This is a genomic window from Bradyrhizobium sp. 215_C5_N1_1, from assembly GCF_052075935.1.
GTDB classification, from domain to species: Bacteria; Pseudomonadota; Alphaproteobacteria; order Rhizobiales; family Xanthobacteraceae; genus Bradyrhizobium; species Bradyrhizobium barranii.
In genome coordinates this window covers 1,316,981-1,336,634 of sequence record NZ_CP197228.1, presented here as the reverse complement: position 1 = coordinate 1,336,634, position 19,654 = coordinate 1,316,981, and the positions used below count along the sequence as shown (strand labels likewise).

The following is a 19,654-nucleotide window of genomic DNA, read 5'->3' as shown; positions in this document are numbered from 1 at the left end:
CGGGGGTCAACCCAAGTAACCGATCAGGAGCAGCGCAGTTCCAATCGCCTCGCGCAATCGCCTAAAGAATAAGCCCCCCATCGACGACCAATGTCTGTCCGATGATGTAGGACGACAGCGGCGAGGCGAGGAACAGCGCCGCGCCCGCCATGTCAGCCGGCGTGCCCAATCGCCGCAGCGGAATGCGTGACAGCGCGCCTTCGAGCCGCTTGGGATTGTCGGTGGTCACCTTCGTCATCTTGGTGTCGACGAGGCCGGGCGCGATACCGTTGACGCGGATGCCATCCTCGGCCCAGGCCTCGCCCAGCGTCCGCGTCAATCCGACTGCGCCGGTCTTCGAGGCGTTGTAGGCGGGATTGCCCATGGTGGAATGATAGGCTGCGGTCGAGGACACCATGATCAGCGCGCCCTTGCTATCGCGCAGCATGGAGTGAAAGCGCGTCGCGCAGGCCATCAGGCTCATCAGATTGACCTCGACGACCTTGCGGAAGCCGGCCATCTCGAACTCGCCGCGGCGATAGAGCACCGCGCCCTGCGCGAGCACGAGCACATCGAGACGGTCGAAGGACGGCTTGAACGCTTCCACCGCGCCGGCGTTGCCGACGTCGAGCTGCGCATAGGAAAGACCCGTGAGATCGGAGCCTTCTTGCGCCGAATATTCCGCGGGATGAGCACGCGTGCCGCAGACTGCAACTTGCGCGCCCCTGGTGCGAAAGGCTTGCGCGATGCCGTTGCCGATACCGCTGGAACCGCCGACCACCAGCACCTGCTTGCCTGAGAAATCGAGCTCGTTCGCCATCGCGGCCTCCCCTTTTGTTTTGCTTGTTTGACCTGTCTGCGGATCGATGCCAGCCTTGTCCCATCTCATAACAAGAAACAAGAGACGCGAGGAAACGGCATGTCCGAATTCAAGGAGCTCAGCCGGTCGGTGAAGGGCCTGACCGTTCTCGTCACGGGTGCGGCGAGCGGCATGGGGCGCGCCACCGCGCGCGTGTTCGCCGCTGAAGGCGCGAACGTCGCCGTTACCGACTTTGACGAGCAGGGCGCGCTGTCCGTTGCCAAGGAGATTGCCGCGAACGCCGGATCCGCGAAGGCGTGGAAGCTCGATGTCGCCGATGGCGGCGAGATCAAGCGCGTGGTTGGCGATGTCGCGGCGCATTTCGGCGGGCTCGACATCGTCGTCAACAATGCCGGCATCTCCGTGCGCGTCGCGATCGACGACGAGGCTTACGAAGACGCCTGGGCCAAGGGCATCGCCGTGATGCTGACGGCGCATCCGCGCATCATCCGCGCCGCGCTGCCGCACCTGCGCAAGTCGAAGAGCCCGCGCATCGTCAACATCGCCTCGACCGAGGCGCTCGGCGCCACCGCATTGCACAGCCCCTATTCGGCGGCGAAGGGCGGCGTGGCGAGCCTCACGCGCTCGCTCGCCGTCGAGCTCGGCCGCGAAGGCATCACCGTCAACTGCATCTGCCCGGGCCCGATCCGCACCGCCATCACCGACCGGATCTCCGAAGAGCACAAGACCATCTACGCCAAGCGCCGCACTGCACTCGGCCGTTACGGCGACCCCGAGGAGGTCGCGCATACGACGCTGAGCCTGTGCCTGCCGGCTGCGTCTTTCCTCACCGGCGCGGTGATCCCTGTCGACGGCGGCCTGATGGCGCGCAACGCGTGAGAGCCATGACGCTTAAGAGATATGCACGCCGAGCGTTGACAAGTCCGGTCGCGGGAGTAGCTTTTTCACCGGCAGAGCGGGACCAACCGCTCGCGGCTCGCGGGAGAAACACCATGACGATCGCCATCCAGCAGCTTCAGAAACATTTTGCCGGCGAGGTTTCCGGCCTCGATCTGCGAAAGCCTCTCACCGAGGCCGAGGCGCGCGAGGTCGAGGCAGCCATGGACAAATATGCGGTGCTGGTCTTCCACGACCAGGACATCACCGACGAGCAGCAGATGGCCTTCGCGCTGAATTTCGGCCAGCGCGAGGACGCGCGCGGCGGCACTGTGACCAAGGAAAAGGACTACCGGCTCCAATCGGGCCTCAACGACGTCTCCAATCTCGGCAAGGATGGCAAGCCGCTGGCGAAGGACAGCCGCGCGCATCTGTTCAATCTCGGCAACTGCCTGTGGCATTCCGACAGCTCGTTTCGCCCGATCCCCGCAAAATTCTCGCTGCTGTCGGCGCGGGTGGTGAACCCGAAGGGCGGCAATACCGAGTTCGCCGACATGCGCGCGGCCTATGACGCGCTCGATGACGACACCAAGGCCGAGATCGAGGATCTGGTCTGCGAGCACTCGCTGATGTATTCGCGCGGATCGCTCGGCTTCACCGAGTACACCGACGACGAAAAGCAGATGTTCAAGCCGGTGCTGCAACGCCTGGTGCGCACCCATCCGGTGCATCGCCGCAAGTCGCTGTACCTCTCATCGCATGCCGGCAAGATCGTCAGCATGAGCGTCCCCGAAGGCCGGCTGCTGCTGCGCGATCTGAACGAGCATGCGACGAACGCAGAGTTCGTCTATGTCCACAAATGGAAGCTGCATGATCTCGTGATGTGGGACAACCGCCAGACCATGCATCGCGTCCGCCGCTACGACCAGTCCCAGCCCCGCGACATGCGCCGCGCGACGGTGGCGGGGACAGAGCCGACGGTACAGCAGCAGGCGGCGGAATAGGCGGCATTGGAGTAGCCACAAATTCCGCCGTCGTCCCGGACAAGCGTAGCAAAGCGAAGCGCAGATCCGGGACCTATAACCACAGGCCGTGGTTTGGCGAAGACTAGTGGTGACCAGCCCGCTTCAACAACGACTTCCTGGGATTATGGGTCCCGGATCTGCGCTCCGTTCTGGACAACGCTACGCGTTGCCAGAAGCTCCGCTTGTCCGGGACGACAGCGGAGGTTGGCGCAACAGCTACGCGTGTCCCGCATCGTTCGAGAGCATGCCGGGATCGATGCCGATCTTGCGCAGCGCGCGGCCGTACTTCTCGTCGACATCGTCGCCGAAGATCAAATCCGAATCCGCATCGCAGTGCAGCCAGCCATTGCTCTGGATTTCGGTCTCGAGCTGGCCCGGCGCCCAGCCGGCATAACCAAGCGCGAGGATGGCGTGCTTCGGGCCGGAGCCGTTGGCGATCGCCCGCAGGATATCGACGGTCGCGGTGAGGCAGACGCCGTCGTCGATCCGGAGCGTCGCGTTCTCGATGTAGAAATCGCTGGAATGCAGCACGAAGCCGCGGCCGGTATCGACCGGCCCGCCACGCAGCACCTTCATGCTTTCGGCGTTCTCCGGCAGCTTGATGTGCTCGCCCTTCTTGATGATGCCGAGCTGCTGCAACAGCTCGGGGAAGTCGATGCTGCCGGCGGGATGATTGACGATGATGCCCATCGCGCCCTCGGCGGAATGCGCACAGAGATAGATCACCGAGCGCTCGAAGCGCTCATCGCCCATCACGGGCATCGCGATCAGGAGCTGGCCGTCGAGATAGCCGGCCGAGCTGGGAAGCGCGGGGGCCGCGCTGCGGGTGCTTTCGCCCGTCCTTTTGCCTGTGGGAGCCATCGGTGAAGCACTCCGGTTTCGATTCCTATCCTGATGTCGGGCCGGGCTGCTGTCAAATCAAGGCTTGCATAGACTTGATTCAGGTGCATCCATCACAAGCAATTCAATGGTTTGCCCAGGGGCGACCCTGTAAAGACGTGCCATGCTGACAAGAGTTCCCCTGCATGCGGCGTTTGGCGTCGCAACAACCCTGCTTGCGTCGTCGATGACGCTTGCTGCCCGCGCCGACGACGCTTCGCCCTGGCAGCGCGACGGCCATTCCGCAGTGCGATTGCTGGCGGGATCGCGCAGCGGCGCCGTCCTGCTCGGCGGTATCGCCTTCCAGCTCCAGCAGGGATGGAAGACCTACTGGCGCATCCCCGGCGATTCCGGCGTTCCGCCGCGGTTCGATTTCTCCAAATCGGACAATGTCGAAGCGGTGACGGTGATGTGGCCGGCGCCGCTGAAATTCGATGACGGCGCGGGCGGGCATTCGATCGGCTATCACGGCCAGATCGTGCTGCCTCTGCGCATCGTGCCCAAGGCGCCCGACAAGCCGGTGACGCTGCGTGCCGAGATCAACTACGCCGTGTGCGAGAAGCTCTGCGTTCCCGTCGAGGCCAATGTCGAGCTCGGCTTCAACAACGTCGCCTCGACCGAGGACGCCAATCTGCGTGCCGCGCTCGACACCGTGCCGAAGCCTGCCACGATCGGTGATCCCAATCCGCTGACCATCCGCGACGTCAAACGTGACGGTCCCAAGAATGTCGTGGTCGACGTGGTCGTGCCCGATAGCCGCGGCGTCAATTTGTTCGTGGAAGGGCCGACGCTCGATTGGGCGTTGCCGATTCCGGCGCCGGTCGAGCGCAGCCCACCCGGTGTGCAGCGATTTTCATTCGAGCTCGACGGACTGCCGCCGGGCGCCAAGCCCGACGGGGCGGCGCTGAAGTTCACGCTCGTCGCGCCTGAGAAATCGTACGAGTTCAATACGAATTTGGAGTGAGCCGGAGCTGAGTTGCGCTGCCAGCGCCCCATATTCAGCTGTCGTCCCGGGGCGCGCGCAGCGCGAGCCCGGGACCCATAACCACAGGGAGTGGTTTGGCGAAGACTCGGAGTTACCAGCCAGCGCAACGATTTCTCGCTGGGGTTATGGGTCCCCGCCTCCCGTGCGCAATTGCGCACTAGGCGGGGACGACGCCGGTGGCTGGAGCGGCAGCATGCCTCACCCAACCCAATCTTAACGAATGGTTGCTAATCCCCAAGGGCTACCGCATCGGGCCTGCCGCAGCATGCGGGACGCCTGATACGGACGCCCTGGGGATCTCGAATTGGCCGTGATGGATGCAGAACCCGCTACGACCGGACCTGCCGGCCTCATCGCGCGGCTGCGCGCGAAGCTGACGGGCGGGTCGAACGAAGCGTCGCTGACGCGGCGGTTGGCCGGCACCATCTTCATCATCCGGGTGATCAGCGCGGGCCTCGCCTATTTCTCGCAAGTTCTGCTCGCGCGCTGGATGGGGACGTCCGACTACGGCATCTATGTCTACGTCTGGACCTGGGTGCTGCTGCTCGGCAGCATGATGGACTTCGGCATCTCGGCCTCCGCGCAAAAGATCATTCCCGAGTATCGCACCAGCGGCGAGCATGCGCTGCTGCGCGGCTTTCTCTCCGGCAGCCGCTGGCTGACCTTTGCCGCGTCCACGCTGGTGTCGCTGGGGCTCGCCGGTATCGTCAAGCTGCTCTCCCCCTGGATCGATCCGGCCGAGGTGCTGCCGCTCTATATCGGCTGCATGACGCTGCCCGCCTTCGTCGTCGCCAACACCCAGGACGGCATCGCGCGCTCGCATGACTGGATGCAGCTTGGCCTGATGCCGCAATTCATCATCCGCCAGGCGCTGATCATCGGCATCACGGCCGCTGCCTTCCTGCTCGGCTATCACCTCGGCGCAGTCGCCGCGATGGTCGCGAGCGCCGGCGCGGTGTGGATCGCGATGACCGGGCAGATGGTGGTGCTGAACCGCAAGCTCGCCGATCACATCGAGCCGGGCCCCAAGACCTACGACATCGGTGGCTGGCTCGCCGTCTCGCTGCCGATCCTGCTGGTCGAGAGCTTTTACCTGCTGCTGTCCTATACCGACGTGCTGGTGCTTCAGCAGTTCCGCCCATCGGACGAGGTCGGTGTCTATTTCGCGGTGGTGAAGACGCTCGCCCTGGTCTCGTTCATCCACTACGCGATGTCGGCGACCACAGCGCATCGCTTCGCCGAGTACAACGCGCTCGGCGACAAGGCGCGCCTGTCGGCCTATGTCGCGCATGCCATCAACTGGACGTTCTGGCCGTCGCTGGCAGCGACCATCGTGCTGCTTGCGCTCGGCAAGCCGCTGCTCTGGCTGTTCGGCCCGCAATTCACGGTCGGCTACGACATCATGTTCGTCGCCGCGATCGGCCTCGTGGTGCGCGCCGCGATCGGACCGGTCGAGCGCCTGCTCAACATGCTCGGCCAGCAGAAGATCTGCGCGCTGGCCTACGCGCTGGCCTTCGTGATGAACCTCGTGCTCTGCATCGCGCTGGTGCCGCGCTTCGGTGGCCACGGCGCCGCGGCCGCGACCTCGATCTCGCTGACATTCGAGACGGTGCTGCTGTTCTGGATCGTGCGCCAGCGGCTCGGCCTGCACGTGCTGGCGTTTGGCAAATAGGCGCTGCCACCCGGTTGCCGGCCTGGAGAATGGCTGTTTCGCGCCTTGCGCGGCGGCGACTGAAACCCCCTACCCGCCAGCCGTCCGTAGCAAGATTTTTCTTATTCAATCGAAGCGATTGCGCTTCAGGGAAATTTTATTCTACGTCATATTGCTCAACCGACGAGATAAACCTAAGATTCCCCAGACATGATTGATCCGCTCTATGTCGCCTCCGGATTTGGCGTCGGCCTGCTTGTCGGGATGACCGGCGTGGGTGGCGGCTCGCTGATGACGCCGCTGCTGATCCTGCTGTTCGGCATCCACCCCTCCACCGCCGTCGGCACTGACCTGCTCTATGCCGCCGCCACCAAGACCGGCGGCAGCGTGGTGCATGGCTGGTCGCGGAGCGTGCACTGGCCCGCCGTGCTGCGGCTCGCCTGCGGCAGCATCCCGGCGAGCGCGCTGACGCTGCTCGTGCTGTGGAAGCTCGACCTCAGGAGCGATTCCGAGCGCAGCCTGGTCAATCTGGTGCTGTGCTTTGCACTGCTGCTGACCGCGACCTCGCTGATCTTCCGCAAGGCCCTCATGGAGCGCTATCGGAAGCGCCTCGAGCAGGTCAATGAGCGCACCACCGCGATCGCGACCGTCGTCACCGGCATCGTGCTCGGCGTGCTGGTGTCGATCTCGTCCGTCGGTGCCGGCGCGGTCGGCGTCACCGTGCTGCTGCTGCTCTATCCGCGCCTGCCGATGGCGACCATCGTCGGCTCGGACATCGCGCATGCGGTGCCGCTGACGCTGGTCGCGGGCATCGGACATTGGGCGCTTGGCGACGTCGATTGGGCCCTGATGGGCGTGCTGCTGCTGGGCTCGCTGCCCGGCATCATCGTCGGCAGCCTCAGTGCGACGCGCGTCCCCGAGACGGTGCTGCGCCTGACGCTTGCCTGCGTGCTGTTCGTGGTCGCCGGCAAGATCATGTTCGCGGAGCTGAACCTGTCGTCGGCGATCGTGACGGCGCTGGCCTGGACGCATTGAACGAAGACTAAGCGCAGCTCTCGTAGGGTGGGCAAAGCGAAGTGCGCCCACCGCTTTTCATCAATCGGAGAAGAATGGTGGGCACGGCGCTGACGCGCCTTTGCCCACCCTACGGCATCGCGTGATTACTCCGCCGTCCAGCCGCCGTCGATCGACAGGTTGGTGCCGGTGATCTGCGCGGCATCGTCGCCGCACAGGAACAGCGCGAGGGCTGCGACCTGCTCGGAGGTGACGAACTCCTTGGTCGGCTGCGCGTCGAGCAGCACGTCGTTGATGACCTGCTCGCGCGTGAGGTTGCGCGCCTTCATCGTGTCGGGGATCTGCTTCTCCACCAGCGGCGTCCAGACATAGCCGGGGCTGATGCAGTTGCAGGTGATCTTGTGGGTCGCGACCTCGAGCGCCACGGTCTTGGTCAGTCCGGCGATGCCGTGCTTGGCCGACACATAGGCGGACTTGAAGGGCGAGGCGACCAGCGAGTGCGCCGACGCCGTGTTGATGATACGGCCCCAGCCCTTCTTCTTCATGCCGGGCACCGCCGCGCGGATGGCATGGAAAGCCGAGGACAGGTTGATCGCGATGATCTGGTCCCACTTCTCGACCGGGAATTCCTCGATCGGCGAGACGAACTGGATGCCGGCATTGTTGACGAGGATGTCGACCGAGCCGAACGACTTCTCGCCGAGCGCGATCATCCCGGCGATCTCGGCGGGCTTGGTCATGTCGGCCGGCGAATACACCGCCTTCACGCCGAAGTCGGACTCGATCTTGGCGCGCTCCTTCTCGATATCTTCCGGCGAGCCGAAGCCGTTGATGACGACATTGGCGCCGGCGGCGGCGAAGGCGCGCGCGTAGGCGAGCCCGATGCCGCTGGTCGAACCGGTCACGACGGCGTTCTTGCCTGACAGACTACCCATGTTATTCGCTCCTTTTTGGCGGGGGCGCGGTGACGTCCCCCGTGAGATCGTAGGTCACCATGGTCTCGCCGGACTGCGGCCGCTCGAGCCAGTCCTTATGGCGCATCGACAGATGCACGTCGCGCACCCCGGCTTCCCAATGCTCGACCATGGCGACATGCGAGAAGTCGTAATCCTTCGACGAGGATTCGTAGTTCTTGCTGCGATAGATCAGGTGCACCACGGTGACGGTGCTTTCGCGCGACACCTTCGCGAGGAATTCGACGGAAGGATCATTCTTCAGATAATCGGGCAATTTGGAAATCAGATCGCGCACGGCCCGGCGCGCATTATGGATCTGCTTGTTCTTGTCGGTGTTCATCCGCGTTCGGCTGGAGAAGCGGATGTCCTTCTCGCGCTCGGTCGCCTCGAGCAGCGAATTCGGCAGATCGCCGCGGGCGCTGAACAGATCGACCTGGAAGATCAGCATGTCGCGAGCGACCTCGGCATCGAGTACGTAGTCGAGCGGCGTGTTGGAGGCGATGCCGCCGTCCCAATAATGCTCGCCTTCGATCACGACGGACGGAAAGCCCGGCGGCAGCGCGCCGGAGGCCATGATGTGCTCGGGGCCGATGGTCTTGCCGAGCTTCTTGAACTCGTAATTGTCGAAATATTTGAAGTTGCCCGAGGTGACGCCGACGGCGCCGACCGACAGGCGCGTCTTCAGATCGTTGATGCGGTCAAAATCGACCAGGCGCTCCAGCGTCTTCTTCAGCGGCGCGGTGTCGTAATAACTCTCGGCCTGCTTGCTGCCGGGCGGCCAGAGCGGCGCGGGCGGAATGCGCGGCGTGAAGAAACCGGGCACGCCGAAGGTCGCGATCAATGCGGCACTGGTCGAATTGAACAGCTCGCGGCTGTGATCGCTCTTGCCGATCGGCTTCCACGGCACCGGCGCCGACACCATCTCCCAGAATTCCTTGAGCCGCTTGACGCGGGTCTGTCCCTCGTTGCCGGCGATGATGGCGGCGTTGACCGCGCCGATCGAGATGCCGGCGACCCATTCCGGCTCGAAGTCGAAATGGCACAGCGACTGGTAGGCGCCGGCCTGATAGGAGCCGAGCGCGCCGCCGCCCTGGAGGACCAGGACGCGCTGCGCCTTCGCGGGGACTGTTGCGACTTCCGGGCTATGATCTGTCATCTGGGAACAATAGCAAAAGGCGAGCCACCGTGGCGACAGTCCGCCGCGGCGTCAATGCATCCCGGGATCAAGTCTGGCTTATCGGGGGTCCGTCGAGGCCAGGATCATGGTCCAGAACACCTTGTATTTGGTGCCGGGAGCATAGCCCGCCGCGATGCCCAGTTTTGTGACACCGCTCTTGAGCATGTTGGCGCGGTGCGGAGGCGAGTCGCGCCAGCCGGAAAACGCTTCCGCCAGCGTATGATAGCCGGCCGAGACGTTCTCGACCGCCACCGTCGCCGGATAGCCGCCCGCGCTGAGGCGCTTGGCCAGCGGTGCGCGGACGTCATGGTCCATCTTGTTGGCCGCCGCCATGGCCTGGGACTGGGATTCGGCGAGCCGCATCAGATCGGGGTCGATCACGACGGTGCCGAGGGCGTTGTTCTGGCGGTATTGCGAGATCATGATCGCTGCCGCCTGCGCATCGAGCTTGGTGCCCGGGACCGACATGTCGGCATACATCGACGGCTGCTGGACCGGTGCTTCGTTGCCGGCGCAGCCGGCGAGAAGCAAAGTGATGAGTATTGCGGCCGCAGCGCGCATGTTCAGGGGCCCCCAAATGAGGGGCCGTTGTTGCATACCAACCGTGGCTGAAAGGTGAATATTGAGGAAGATTTGAGCTTTCGGCCGAGGCGCCTGCTAGCCCGCAAATATCCGGTAGCGGCGCGGTTCGAGGCCGATCGTGTCGCCGGCGCGCAGTTCCCTGTCGCGGGGGGCGTCGATCTCGATGGTCTCGCCGCCGGATAGCGCCACCTCGGCCCGCTGCACGGGGCCGAAATTCCGGACGTGCTGCACAGCGCCCTCGAAGGCACCGCTTCCGGGCGGGCCGACCAGCATATCATGTCGCCGCACGAACAGTTTTGACGCGCCAGACACCAAGCCGTCTGCTGCAAGATTGAGTGGGCGGTCGCCGAGCCTGATGACGCCGCCTTCGACCTGGACCGGCAGCTCGATGGATTCGCCGATGAAGCCGTGGACGAAGGCGGTCGCCGGGCTTTCATAGACGTCGTCGGGCGAGCCGATCTGCTCGATCCTACCCTTGTCCATCACCACGACGCGGTTGGCGACTTCGAGCGCCTCCTCCTGGTCGTGGGTGACGAAGATCGAGGTGACGTTGATCTCCTGGTGCAGCGAGCGCAGCCATCGGCGCAGCTCCTTGCGCACCTTAGCATCGAGCGCGCCGAAGGGCTCGTCGAGCAGGAGGATGCGCGGCTCGATCGCGAGCGCGCGGGCGAGTGCGATGCGCTGGCGCTGGCCGCCGGAGAGCTGGCTCGGATAGCGGTCGGCGAGCCAATCGAGCTGCACGAGATCGAGCAGCTCCTTGACGCGCGCACGAATGGTGGACTCATCCTTGCGGCTGGCGCGCGGCTGCACGCGCAGGCCGAAGGCGACGTTCTCGAACACCGTCATGTGGCGGAACAGCGCGTAGTGCTGGAACACGAAGCCGACGTTCCGTTCGCGCGCGCCCCGCGCCAGCGCATCCTCGCCATTGAAGGAAACCTCGCCGGAATCAGGCCAGTCGAGGCCGGCGATGATGCGCAGCAGCGTGGTCTTGCCGGAGCCGGACGGACCGAGCAGCGCCAGCAGCTCGCCATTGTCGACCTTGAGATCGACGCCATCGAGGGCTTTGAAGCTACCGAACTGCTTGACGAGATTCCTGACTTCAATGGTCACTTGCGTCGTGTCCTTCGTCGAGGTGACGTTCCAGAACGGTCTTGGCGATCAGCGTGATCAGGGCCAGCATCGCCAGCAGCGAGGCGATCGCAAACGCAGCGACGAACTGGTACTCGTTGTAGAGAATCTCGACCAGCAGCGGCATGGTGTTGGTCTCGCCGCGGATGTGTCCTGATACCACCGACACGGCGCCGAATTCGCCCATCGCGCGCGCGTTGCAGAGCAGCACGCCGTAGAGCACGCCCCATTTGATGTTGGGCAGGGTGACGCGGAAGAAGGTTTGCAGGCCGGAGGCGCCGAGCGAGATCGCGGCCTCCTCCTCCTGCGTGCCCTGCTCCTGCATCAGGGGGATCAGCGCGCGCGCCACGAACGGGAAGGTCACGAAGGTGGTGGCGAGCGCGATGCCGGGCACCGCGAACAGGATCTGGATATCATGATCCCTAAGCCAGCTGCCGAAATAGCCCTGCGCGCCGAACAGCAGCACGAAGACGAGGCCCGAGATCACCGGGCTCACCGAGAACGGCAGGTCGATCAGCGTGATCAGGAAGGTCTTGCCGCGAAACTCGAACTTGGCGATGGCCCATGCCGCGACGAGGCCGAATACGAGATTGAGGCCGACCGAGATCGCCGCCACGATCAACGTCAGCTTGATCGCAGCCAGCGCTTCAGGCTCGGCAAGCGCAGAGAAATAAGCGAGAACGCCTCTCGAAAAGGCCTGCGCGAACACCAGAACCAGCGGCAGCACGACGAAGACGCTGAGGAAGATCACCGCCAGAGCGATGATGGCGATACGTATTGCGGGTGGCTCGGTGCGGAGGCTGTCGCGTGCCGCAGCGGCGTGCGCACGTGCGCGCGCATCGGTCGAAGGCAGCGAGACGGAATCTGCGATCTGCATCGTCATGATCTGCCCTCAGCGCGCCGGAATCCGGCTCTGCGCCCAGCGCTGGAGCCGGTTGACGGCGAAGATGATGACGAAGGAGACGACGAGCATGACCACGGCGATGGCGGTCGCGTCGGCATAGCGGAATTCGGACAGCCGGATCACGATCAGGAGCGGCGCGATCTCGGAGACATTAGGCAGATTGCCGGCGATGAAGATCACCGAGCCGTATTCGCCGACCGCGCGGGCGAAGGCGAGCGCGAGGCCGGTGAGCAGCGCCGGTCCGAGCGAGGGCAGGATCACGCGGATGATGGTCTGCCAGCGGCTGGCGCCGAGGCTGCCGGCGGCCTCCTCGATCTCGGGGTCGAGGTCCTGGAGCACCGGCTGCACGGTGCGCACCACGAAGGGGATGCCGATGAAGATCATGGCGACGAAGATGCCGATCGGCGTGAATGCCACCTTGATACCGAGCGCGGCGAGCGGCGCACCCAGCCAGCCCGTCTCGGCAAACAGCGCGGTCAGCGCGACGCCGGCGACCGCCGTCGGCAGCGCGAACGGCACGTCGACGATAGCGTCGAACAACCGGCGCCCGGGGAAGCGGTAACGCACCAGCGCCCAGACGATGATGCTGCCCATGACGAGATTGACGCAGGCCGCCGCAAAGGCGAGGCCGAAGGAGACGCGCAAGGCGTTGAGGGTGCGGCGGCTGGACAGGATGTTCCAGAATTGCTCGGGGCTAAGCTCCAGCGATTTCAGGAACAGCCCGGCGAGCGGAATCAGGATGATGATGGAGAGCCAGGAAAGCGTCAGTCCCATCGTGAGACCGAAGCCCGGCAATGTCCGTCGTCGTGCTGCAACTGCGCTCACCAGGCCCCCTGCTACTCCTAAGACGGCGCCCGATCAGTTCTTGTAGATCTGATCAAAGACGCCGCCGTCGGCAAAATGTTCCTTCTGCGCCTTGGTCCAGCCGCCGAAAACGTCGTCGATCGTGAACAGTTCGACCTTGGCGAAGGAGTTTTCGTACTTCTTGGCAATCTCGGCGTCGCGCGGACGGTAGAAATTGCGCGCGGCGATTTCTTGACCTTCCTTGGTATACCAATACTGGAGGTAGGCATCGGCCGCGTTGCGGGTGCCTTTTTTATCGGCAACCTTGTCGACGATCGCGACCGGCGGCTCGGCGAGGATCGATTGCGGCGGCGCCACGATCTCGAACTTCTGCGCACCAAACTCCTTCAGGGCGAGATAGGCCTCGTTCTCCCAGGCCAGCAGCACGTCGCCGACGCCGCGCTCGACGAAGGTCACGGTGGCGCCGCGCGCACCGGTGTCGAGCACCGGCACCTGCTGGTAGAGCTTTCCGATGAAGTCCTTGGCCTTGTCGGCCGAGCCGTATTTCTTTTGGGCAAAGCCCCAGGCGGCGAGATAATTCCAGCGCGCCCCGCCGGAGGTCTTCGGGTTCGGCGTGATCACCGAGACACCGGTCTTGAGCAGATCGTCCCAGTCCTTGATGCCCTTCGGATTGCCCTTGCGCACCAGAAACACGATGGTCGAGGTATAGGGCGATGAATTCTGCGGCAGACGCTTCTGCCAGTCGGTCGCGGTGAGGCCCTTGTTCGCGACGGCGTCGATGTCATAGGCGAGCGCGAGCGTCACCACATCGGCCTGCAATCCGTCGATCACGGCACGCGCCTGCGAGCCGCTGCCGCCATGCGACTGCTTGATCTCGACGCTCTTGCCGGTTTCCTTCTGATAGGCATTCGCGAACGCCTTGTTGAACTCGGCATAGAGCTCACGCGTCGGATCGTACGACACGTTCAAGAGATTGATGTCAGCGGCGAGAGCCGAGCTTACCAACAATCCAGTCAAGAGCAGCCCTGCCGCGAGCGGAACGATACGGCGCATCATGTCCATCTCCATTTACCTCGACGACGTCATCGTCATCGATGGCACGCGGGCATAACTCGGGGCGAAACGCTCTCAAGTCAACGGAACCGGATTTTCTTGTTCGTAGCCGGACAGCTCGACTGTGCTACGAAGTCTTCATCGTGTGGATGCCGCATTCTGTCTTGGCTCGGCCGCGCCAGCGACCGGCGCGTGCATCCTCGCCCTCGGCCGTTCTGCTGGTGCAAGGCATACACCCAACCGACAGGAAACCGGACTCCACCAGCGGATGACGCGGCAATTTGGCGCGGACGAAAATGGCTTCGAGTTCCTCGCGCGAGACATTGGCGAAGGGGTTGAACTTCAACCGCGCGCCATCATCCTCGACCACCGGAATGTCGGTGCGCGCATTGCCCTGAAAGCGCTTGCGGCCATTGAGCCACGCATCGAACGGCTTCAGCGCACGCGCCAGCGGCTCGACCTTGCGGATGCGGCAGCAGGCGTCTGGATCGGAGAACCAGAGGTCGCGGTCGGGATCTTCGCGCGACAGCGTCTCCTCGGCAGGCTTGATCGAGCGGACGTCCTTCAAGCCGAGTTCCGCGATCAGCGTATCGCGATAGGCCAGCGTCTCCTCGAACAGCCAGCCGGTGTCGAGGAAGATCACGGGGATCGCCGGATCGACGTCGGCCATGACCTTCAGCAGCGTCGCCGATTCCGTGCCGAAGGACGACACCAGCGCAAGCTTCTCGCGCCCGACCGCCTTCAACGCCGCGGCGATGACCTCCGCGGGCGAAGCATCGCGCAGCGCACGATCGAGCTCCTCCGCCGAGGGCAGCGCAGACACGGACACTGAAGCGACCTGGGGCGCGATTGCGTTCACGTGCCGACACCTTCGGAGTGACGCAGCTGCATTCGCCTGTGCAGCGCGGTGATGCGGCCGTCGCCGGTCGGCTGATAGAACACCGAATAGCGCTTCGCGGTCTGCATGAAGGCTTCCGCGTCGGCCTGCTTCTTGACCTCGAAGGAATCGAAGCCGGCGCGCAGCATGAACACGAACTGGTCGCGCAGCACCTGGCCGGTGGCACGCAAATCGCCGCGATAATTATAGCGCTCGCGCAGCAGGCGCGCCTGGCTGTAGGCGCGGCCATCGCGGAAGCTCGGGAACACCAATGCGACGACGGCGATCTTGCCGAGATAGGGCACGAGCTCGGCGATATCGCGATTGTTCGGCCAGATCACGCCGACCTTGCCGCCGCGCTTGAGCAGCGCGTCCGCATCGCTGAGGAAGCGCTCGGCCGGCACCAGGATGTCGCCGCCCTCGGGCAGCGGCGTGTCGACGGCAAGCTTGGCGAAGCTGTCGTCGGCGATTTTTCCGCCGTTAACGAGTGGCATAGACGCGCTCCTTGAAGGGTTCGACGCCGAGGCGCTTCACCGTGTCGACGAACAGCTCCTCCGGCCGCTCGCGCAGCGCCAGATAGGCTTCCACGATGTCCTCGACGACGTCAGCGACCTCGTCAAACTTGACGCCGGGGCCGATCAGATTGCCAAGCGCGGCGCTCTCGTCGGCACGGCCGCCGATGGTGATCTGGTAGACCTCCTCGCCGTTCTTCTCGACACCGAGAATGCCGATATGGCCAACATGATGATGGCCGCAGGCATTGATGCAGCCGGAGATGTTGATATGCAGCCGCCCGATCAGATTGGCGAGCTCATGGTTGGCAAAGCGCCGCGTCAGCTCCTGCGCGATCGGGATCGAGCGCGCATTGGCCAACGAGCAATAGTCGAGCCCCGGGCAGGCGATGATGTCGGTGATCAGGTTGACGTTCGGCGTCGCCAGCCCAAGCTTGTCGAGCGCCTTCCACAGCGCCGGCAGGTCGCGCTTGGCAACATGCGGCAGCGCCAAATTCTGCTCATGACCGACGCGGATCTCGCCGAAGGAATATTTGTCGGCGAGATCGGCCAGCGCATCCATCTGCTCGGCGGTGGCATCGCCCGGAGGCGCGCCGATCGGCTTCAGCGAGATCGTGACGATGGAGTAGCCCGGGTTCTTGTGCGCGGCGACCGAGTTCTTGCGCCACGCCTCGAAATCGGGATCGGCCGCGGCCTGGCGCAGCTCGTCCGGCATGTGCGGCAGCTTCTCATAAGCCGGATAGATGAAGCGCGAGCGGATGTCCTCGATCACCTCGTCGTCGATCTGAAGCGAGGAGTTGCGGATATGCTGCCACTCCTCCTCGACCTCGCGGGAGAACTTCTCGATGCCGAGCTCGTGCACCAGGATCTTGATGCGCGCCTTGTAGATATTGTCGCGGCGTCCGTACTGGTTGTAGACGCGCAGGATCGCCTCGATATAGCTCAGGAGATCGCGGCCGTGGACGAAGTGCTTGATGGTCTTGCCGATGAACGGCGTGCGGCCGAGACCGCCGCCGACCAGCACCTCGAAGCCGGTTTCGCCCTTCTCGTTCTTGATCAGCCGCAGGCCGATGTCGTGGACCTTGATCGCAGCGCGGTCGTGATCCGAAGCGGTGATCGCGATCTTGAACTTGCGCGGCAGGAACGAGAATTCCGGATGCAACGTAGTGTGCTGGCGGATCAGCTCCGACCAGATGCGGGGATCCTCGATCTCGCCCGGCGCGACGCCGGCCCACTGATCCGAGGTTACGTTGCGCATGTTGTTGCCGGAGGTCTGCATCGCGTGGATGCCGACGTCGGCAAGATCGGCCAGCGCATCCGGCAGGTCCGAAAGCTTGATCCAGTTGAACTGGATGTTCTGGCGCGTGGTGAAATGGCCGTAGCCGCGGTCATATTTGCGCGCGACATGGGCAAGCTGCCGCAACTGGTTCGACGCCAGCGTTCCGTAGGGAATCGCGACGCGGAACATGTAGGCGTGCAGTTGCAGATAGACGCCGTTCTGCAAGCGCAGCATCTTGAATTCGTCCTCGGTCAACTCGCCCGAGAGACGGCGTTGCACCTGGTCGCGGAATTCCGAGACGCGCTCGTTGACCAGCGTGCGATCGATTTCGTCGTAAGCGTACATGATTAAAGTGCCTTACAGCCCGACCTGCGATTAAACCGGCAAGTCGATGGTCACGCCATCGCGGCGGATCTGCTCGCGCAGATTTCCGGGCACGATCTTGCCGTCCTCGCCGATCTGGACCGGAGCGATATAGGGACCAATCGCGCCGACGTCATCGGCCACGGCCTCGGCGAGCAACGCTTTCGCCTCATCGGAGTTTCGCACGATCGCGGCGTCTGCGAGGTCAGCCGACCAGCCCTTGGCAGCAGTGCGGTAGACCACGACGCCATCCCAGGTACGGTTAGCGGTCACGACGGAGGAATCGCTGATTTTAAGTTTCTTTTGCAAGGGAGAGGTCATTCGGCAGCATCCAGGAGGTCAGAGATGATTTGTTTGGGTGTTTCGCGGCGAAGTGAACCGGTATGCCGGACTACGTCGCCGATGATGAGGATGGCGGGACCGCCATGGGTCCGCCGCACGAGCTCGGGCAGGTCGCGCAGCGTGCCGATCGCGCCTTGTGCGTCCGGCCGCGTGACGCGGGCGAACACGCCGACGGGCGTCTCGGGCGAACGGCCGGCCGCGAACAAGCCTTCGCGGATCGCGGGGGCCGCGGTCATGCCCATGTAGACCACGACGGTCATTTTGGTGTCGGTCAGCGTCGACCAGTCCACGTTCTCGGCATCGCGCGCCTTGTGCGCGGTGAGGAAGGTGATGCGGGTCGCTTCATGACGGTAGGTGAGCGGCACCTCGAAATCGGCGGCGCCGCCGAGCCCGGCAGTGATGCCGGGAATAATCGAATAGGCGATACCAGCGGCGCGCAGCGCTTCGACCTCTTCGCCGCCGCGGCCGAACACGAAGGGGTCGCCGCCCTTCAGCCGCACCACGCGCTGGCCGGATTGCGCGGCCTCGATCATGCGCTTGTTGATGGCGTCCTGGCCGATGCCGGGCTTGCCGACGCGGCGGCCGACCGGAACGCGCGTGGTGTCGCGGCGGATGCGGTCGAGAATTTCAGGGGAGACCAGTTCGTCATGGAAGACGATGTCGGCATCCTGGAGCGCGCGCAGCGCCTTGATGGTGAGAAGGTCGGGATCGCCGGGCCCAGCGCCGACCAGCGCGACGGAGCCTTCCGGCTTGTCGGCACGCGCGAACGCGGACGGATCGGAAATCGCCCTGATCGCGGCGTCGGCCTCGCCCTTGCGGCCCGCGAGCACAGACGCGCCGATCGGACCGTCGATGACGCGCTCCCAGAAGCGGCGGCGCAGCGGAAACTCGGCGATGCGCTCGTTGATGGATTTGCGGAAGCCGCCGATGAACTCGGCGAGCTCACCGATGCGGGCCGGCAGCAGCGCCTCGATCTTCTCGCGCACGCGCCGCGCCACCACCGGCGAGGTGCCGCCGGTGCCGATCGCGACCACGACATCACCGCGATCGACGATCGCCGGGAAGATGAAGCTGGAATGTTCGAGATCGTCCATGACGTTGACGGGCAGGCCGAGCGCCTTGGCGCGCGCCGACATGGCAACGCCGACATCGCCCGCGCCGGCGCAAACGATGGCAATGACGCCCGAGAGATCGGCGGTGAGCGGATCGCCAGTGGCGATTTCAACCCGCGCAGCGTCTTCGGAACTGAGGCTCAGGTCCTGATTGCCGTCGATCGCATGCACGCGGATGCGCGCACCGGCAGCAGCGAGCACGCGCAGCTTGGCGCGCAAAAGCTCACCCGCGCCGATGAGGACCACCGGACCGGCCTTGAGATCGAGGAACACCGGCAAGAACCGCATGCGATACTCGCTTCCCCCACATCCGGGGTTGACTGGAATTATTTTCTATATATGTGTCGTTTCGAGCGTGCAAAGAGAAAATTTTTTCTTCTCTTCTGCACCGCAACTATAGAAAATTCGCCTCCAAACGCAAAGTGGCAGAGATGCATCTTCTCAGGACCGATTCCGGTGCAGATGGACGGGACTTCCGGGCTCCCGTTTCCGAGCAAATTCCCGTCGGGCTGACCGCCCCCAGCATGGACCATTTGGACCAGCTTGAGGCGCAGAGCATCTACATTTTCCGCGAGGCCTTCGGCCGCCTGAAGAAGATCGCCCTGCTGTGGTCGCTCGGCAAGGACTCCAACGTCATGATCTGGCTGGCGCGCAAGGCGTTCTTCGGCCGGCTGCCGTTCCCGGCCCTCCACGTCGATACCGGCAAGAAGTTTCCGGAGATGTATCGCTTCCGCGATCACTACGGGAAAGAGTGGGAGCTCGACCTGCGCGTCGAACCCTGCCCGCCGATCGATGCCGTCGACCCAACGCTGCCGCCGGCGGCCCGTTCCGCTGCGCGCAAGACCGAAGGTCTGAAGATGGCGCTCGCCAAATTCGGCTTTGACGGCCTGATCGCCGGCATCCGCCGCGACGAAGAGGCGACGCGCGCCAAGGAGCGCGTGTTCTCGCCGCGCGGGCTCGAAGGCAATTGGGACGTGCGCGATCAGCCGCCGGAGTTCTGGGACCATTTCAACGCCTCGCCGCCGCAAGGCGCGCATTTGCGCATCCATCCGATCCTGCATTGGACCGAGGCCGACATCTGGGCCTACACCAAGCGCGAGAACATTCCGATCATCCCGCTGTATCTCGCCAAGGACGGCAAGCGCTATCGCTCGCTGGGCGATCAGGACATCACCAATCCGGTCGCGTCGACCGCGTCGACCATCGACGAGATCCTGGTCGAGCTCGAGCAGACCAAGGTGCCGGAGCGCGCCGGCCGTGCGCTCGACCACGAGACCGAGGACGCCTTCGAGCGTCTGCGCGTCGCCGGCTATCTCTGATTCAAGGACGCAACGCG

The 19,654-nt window shown here is 64.3% G+C and carries 20 protein-coding genes; 6 read left to right on the top strand and 14 right to left on the bottom strand.

Annotated elements, in window-relative coordinates; genetic code table 11:
• Nucleotides 1–61: 61 nt before the first annotated feature.
• Nucleotides 62–799, bottom strand: a complete 738-nt coding sequence (locus AB7G19_RS06210; protein WP_085401898.1) for an SDR family NAD(P)-dependent oxidoreductase — start codon at nt 797–799, stop codon at nt 62–64.
• 99 nt (nt 800–898) lie between these two features.
• Between AB7G19_RS06210 and AB7G19_RS06205 the strand changes: the two genes are divergently transcribed.
• The gene (locus AB7G19_RS06205) at nt 899–1,678 is read left to right on the top strand and encodes an SDR family NAD(P)-dependent oxidoreductase (protein WP_085401855.1); all 780 of its coding nucleotides are present in this window, start codon (nt 899–901) and stop codon (nt 1,676–1,678) included.
• Nucleotides 1,679–1,791: 113 nt separating this feature from the next.
• Complete coding sequence (locus AB7G19_RS06200; protein WP_085401856.1) at nt 1,792–2,679, top strand: TauD/TfdA dioxygenase family protein; 888 nt, start codon at nt 1,792–1,794, stop codon at nt 2,677–2,679.
• 237 nt (nt 2,680–2,916) lie between these two features.
• Here AB7G19_RS06200 and AB7G19_RS06195 read toward each other — a convergent pair whose 3' ends face one another.
• On the bottom strand, nt 2,917–3,561 hold the full coding sequence (locus tag AB7G19_RS06195) for a YqgE/AlgH family protein (protein ID WP_063981003.1): 645 nt from the start codon (nt 3,559–3,561) through the stop codon (nt 2,917–2,919).
• Between the two features lie 142 nt (nt 3,562–3,703).
• On the opposite strand from AB7G19_RS06195, the gene AB7G19_RS06190 reads away from it, so the two are divergent.
• The 3 genes from AB7G19_RS06190 (at nt 3,704) to AB7G19_RS06180 (ending at nt 7,250) form a co-directional block, all read left to right on the top strand.
• A complete protein-coding gene (locus AB7G19_RS06190) occupies nt 3,704–4,543 on the top strand; it encodes a protein-disulfide reductase DsbD domain-containing protein (protein WP_085401857.1) in 840 nt (279 codons plus the stop codon).
• Between the two features lie 325 nt (nt 4,544–4,868).
• A complete protein-coding gene (locus AB7G19_RS06185) occupies nt 4,869–6,236 on the top strand; it encodes a flippase (protein ID WP_085401858.1) in 1,368 nt (455 codons plus the stop codon).
• 189 nt (nt 6,237–6,425) lie between these two features.
• Nucleotides 6,426–7,250 (top strand): sulfite exporter TauE/SafE family protein, encoded by an 825-nt coding sequence (locus AB7G19_RS06180; RefSeq protein ID WP_071916674.1) that lies wholly within the window; start codon nt 6,426–6,428, stop codon nt 7,248–7,250.
• A 125-nt stretch (nt 7,251–7,375) separates the two neighbouring features.
• Here AB7G19_RS06180 and AB7G19_RS06175 read toward each other — a convergent pair whose 3' ends face one another.
• The 12 genes from AB7G19_RS06175 to cysG form a co-directional block, all read right to left on the bottom strand.
• On the bottom strand, nt 7,376–8,164 hold the full coding sequence (locus AB7G19_RS06175; RefSeq protein ID WP_028157423.1) for a 3-hydroxybutyrate dehydrogenase: 789 nt from the start codon (nt 8,162–8,164) through the stop codon (nt 7,376–7,378).
• 1 nt (nt 8,165) lies between these two features.
• Nucleotides 8,166–9,341 (bottom strand): DUF3734 domain-containing protein, encoded by a 1,176-nt coding sequence (locus AB7G19_RS06170; protein ID WP_085401859.1) that lies wholly within the window; start codon nt 9,339–9,341, stop codon nt 8,166–8,168.
• A 78-nt stretch (nt 9,342–9,419) separates the two neighbouring features.
• Nucleotides 9,420–9,923 (bottom strand): CAP domain-containing protein, encoded by a 504-nt coding sequence (locus AB7G19_RS06165; protein ID WP_063980998.1) that lies wholly within the window; start codon nt 9,921–9,923, stop codon nt 9,420–9,422.
• A 96-nt stretch (nt 9,924–10,019) separates the two neighbouring features.
• Complete coding sequence (locus tag AB7G19_RS06160; RefSeq protein WP_063980997.1) at nt 10,020–11,054, bottom strand: sulfate/molybdate ABC transporter ATP-binding protein; 1,035 nt, start codon at nt 11,052–11,054, stop codon at nt 10,020–10,022.
• Nucleotides 11,044–11,955 (bottom strand): sulfate ABC transporter permease subunit CysW, encoded by a 912-nt coding sequence (cysW, locus tag AB7G19_RS06155; protein ID WP_085401860.1) that lies wholly within the window; start codon nt 11,953–11,955, stop codon nt 11,044–11,046. The genes AB7G19_RS06160 and cysW overlap by 11 nt, the downstream gene beginning before the upstream one ends.
• Before the next feature lie 9 nt (nt 11,956–11,964).
• Nucleotides 11,965–12,801 (bottom strand): sulfate ABC transporter permease subunit CysT, encoded by an 837-nt coding sequence (gene cysT / locus AB7G19_RS06150; RefSeq protein WP_071916676.1) that lies wholly within the window; start codon nt 12,799–12,801, stop codon nt 11,965–11,967.
• A 33-nt stretch (nt 12,802–12,834) separates the two neighbouring features.
• Nucleotides 12,835–13,836 carry a sulfate ABC transporter substrate-binding protein gene (locus AB7G19_RS06145; RefSeq protein ID WP_085401899.1) on the bottom strand — a complete coding sequence of 334 codons (1,002 nt, stop codon included), beginning with the start codon at nt 13,834–13,836 and terminating at the stop codon, nt 12,835–12,837.
• Between the two features lie 124 nt (nt 13,837–13,960).
• Nucleotides 13,961–14,692, bottom strand: coding sequence for a phosphoadenylyl-sulfate reductase (locus tag AB7G19_RS06140; RefSeq protein WP_085401861.1), 732 nt, complete (start codon nt 14,690–14,692; stop codon nt 13,961–13,963).
• Nucleotides 14,689–15,204, bottom strand: a complete 516-nt coding sequence (locus tag AB7G19_RS06135) for a DUF934 domain-containing protein (RefSeq protein WP_085401862.1) — start codon at nt 15,202–15,204, stop codon at nt 14,689–14,691. The genes AB7G19_RS06140 and AB7G19_RS06135 overlap by 4 nt, the downstream gene beginning before the upstream one ends.
• Nucleotides 15,191–16,846 (bottom strand): nitrite/sulfite reductase, encoded by a 1,656-nt coding sequence (locus tag AB7G19_RS06130; protein ID WP_085401863.1) that lies wholly within the window; start codon nt 16,844–16,846, stop codon nt 15,191–15,193. Before AB7G19_RS06130 ends, AB7G19_RS06135 begins: the two co-directional genes overlap by 14 nt.
• A 30-nt stretch (nt 16,847–16,876) precedes the next feature.
• Nucleotides 16,877–17,185 (bottom strand): DUF2849 domain-containing protein, encoded by a 309-nt coding sequence (locus AB7G19_RS06125; protein WP_071916679.1) that lies wholly within the window; start codon nt 17,183–17,185, stop codon nt 16,877–16,879.
• Complete coding sequence (gene cysG, locus AB7G19_RS06120) at nt 17,182–18,606, bottom strand: siroheme synthase CysG (RefSeq protein ID WP_085401864.1); 1,425 nt, start codon at nt 18,604–18,606, stop codon at nt 17,182–17,184. Before cysG ends, AB7G19_RS06125 begins: the two co-directional genes overlap by 4 nt.
• A 236-nt stretch (nt 18,607–18,842) precedes the next feature.
• Between cysG and cysD the strand changes: the two genes are divergently transcribed.
• On the top strand, nt 18,843–19,637 hold the full coding sequence (cysD, locus tag AB7G19_RS06115; RefSeq protein ID WP_063980990.1) for a sulfate adenylyltransferase subunit CysD: 795 nt from the start codon (nt 18,843–18,845) through the stop codon (nt 19,635–19,637).
• Nucleotides 19,638–19,654 lie beyond the last annotated feature (17 nt).

Excerpts from the sequence above, each read along its gene's own strand:
- AB7G19_RS06210 (WP_085401898.1), bottom strand. The coding sequence starts at position 799 with ATGGCGAACGAGCTCGATTTCTCAGGCAAGCAGGTGCTGGTGGTCGGC.
- AB7G19_RS06205 (WP_085401855.1), top strand. The coding sequence starts at position 899 with ATGTCCGAATTCAAGGAGCTCAGCCGGTCGGTGAAGGGCCTGACCGTT.
- AB7G19_RS06200 (WP_085401856.1), top strand. The coding sequence starts at position 1,792 with ATGACGATCGCCATCCAGCAGCTTCAGAAACATTTTGCCGGCGAGGTT.
- AB7G19_RS06195 (WP_063981003.1), bottom strand. The coding sequence starts at position 3,561 with ATGGCTCCCACAGGCAAAAGGACGGGCGAAAGCACCCGCAGCGCGGCC.
- AB7G19_RS06190 (WP_085401857.1), top strand. The coding sequence starts at position 3,704 with ATGCTGACAAGAGTTCCCCTGCATGCGGCGTTTGGCGTCGCAACAACC.
- AB7G19_RS06180 (WP_071916674.1), top strand. The coding sequence starts at position 6,426 with ATGATTGATCCGCTCTATGTCGCCTCCGGATTTGGCGTCGGCCTGCTT.
- AB7G19_RS06175 (WP_028157423.1), bottom strand. The coding sequence starts at position 8,164 with ATGGGTAGTCTGTCAGGCAAGAACGCCGTCGTGACCGGTTCGACCAGC.
- AB7G19_RS06170 (WP_085401859.1), bottom strand. The coding sequence starts at position 9,341 with ATGACAGATCATAGCCCGGAAGTCGCAACAGTCCCCGCGAAGGCGCAG.
- AB7G19_RS06165 (WP_063980998.1), bottom strand. The coding sequence starts at position 9,923 with ATGCGCGCTGCGGCCGCAATACTCATCACTTTGCTTCTCGCCGGCTGC.
- cysW (WP_085401860.1), bottom strand. The coding sequence starts at position 11,955 with ATGACGATGCAGATCGCAGATTCCGTCTCGCTGCCTTCGACCGATGCG.
- AB7G19_RS06145 (WP_085401899.1), bottom strand. The coding sequence starts at position 13,836 with ATGATGCGCCGTATCGTTCCGCTCGCGGCAGGGCTGCTCTTGACTGGA.
- AB7G19_RS06135 (WP_085401862.1), bottom strand. The coding sequence starts at position 15,204 with ATGCCACTCGTTAACGGCGGAAAAATCGCCGACGACAGCTTCGCCAAG.
- AB7G19_RS06130 (WP_085401863.1), bottom strand. The coding sequence starts at position 16,846 with ATGTACGCTTACGACGAAATCGATCGCACGCTGGTCAACGAGCGCGTC.
- AB7G19_RS06125 (WP_071916679.1), bottom strand. The coding sequence starts at position 17,185 with ATGACCTCTCCCTTGCAAAAGAAACTTAAAATCAGCGATTCCTCCGTC.
- cysG (WP_085401864.1), bottom strand. The coding sequence starts at position 18,606 with ATGCGGTTCTTGCCGGTGTTCCTCGATCTCAAGGCCGGTCCGGTGGTC.
- cysD (WP_063980990.1), top strand. The coding sequence starts at position 18,843 with ATGGACCATTTGGACCAGCTTGAGGCGCAGAGCATCTACATTTTCCGC.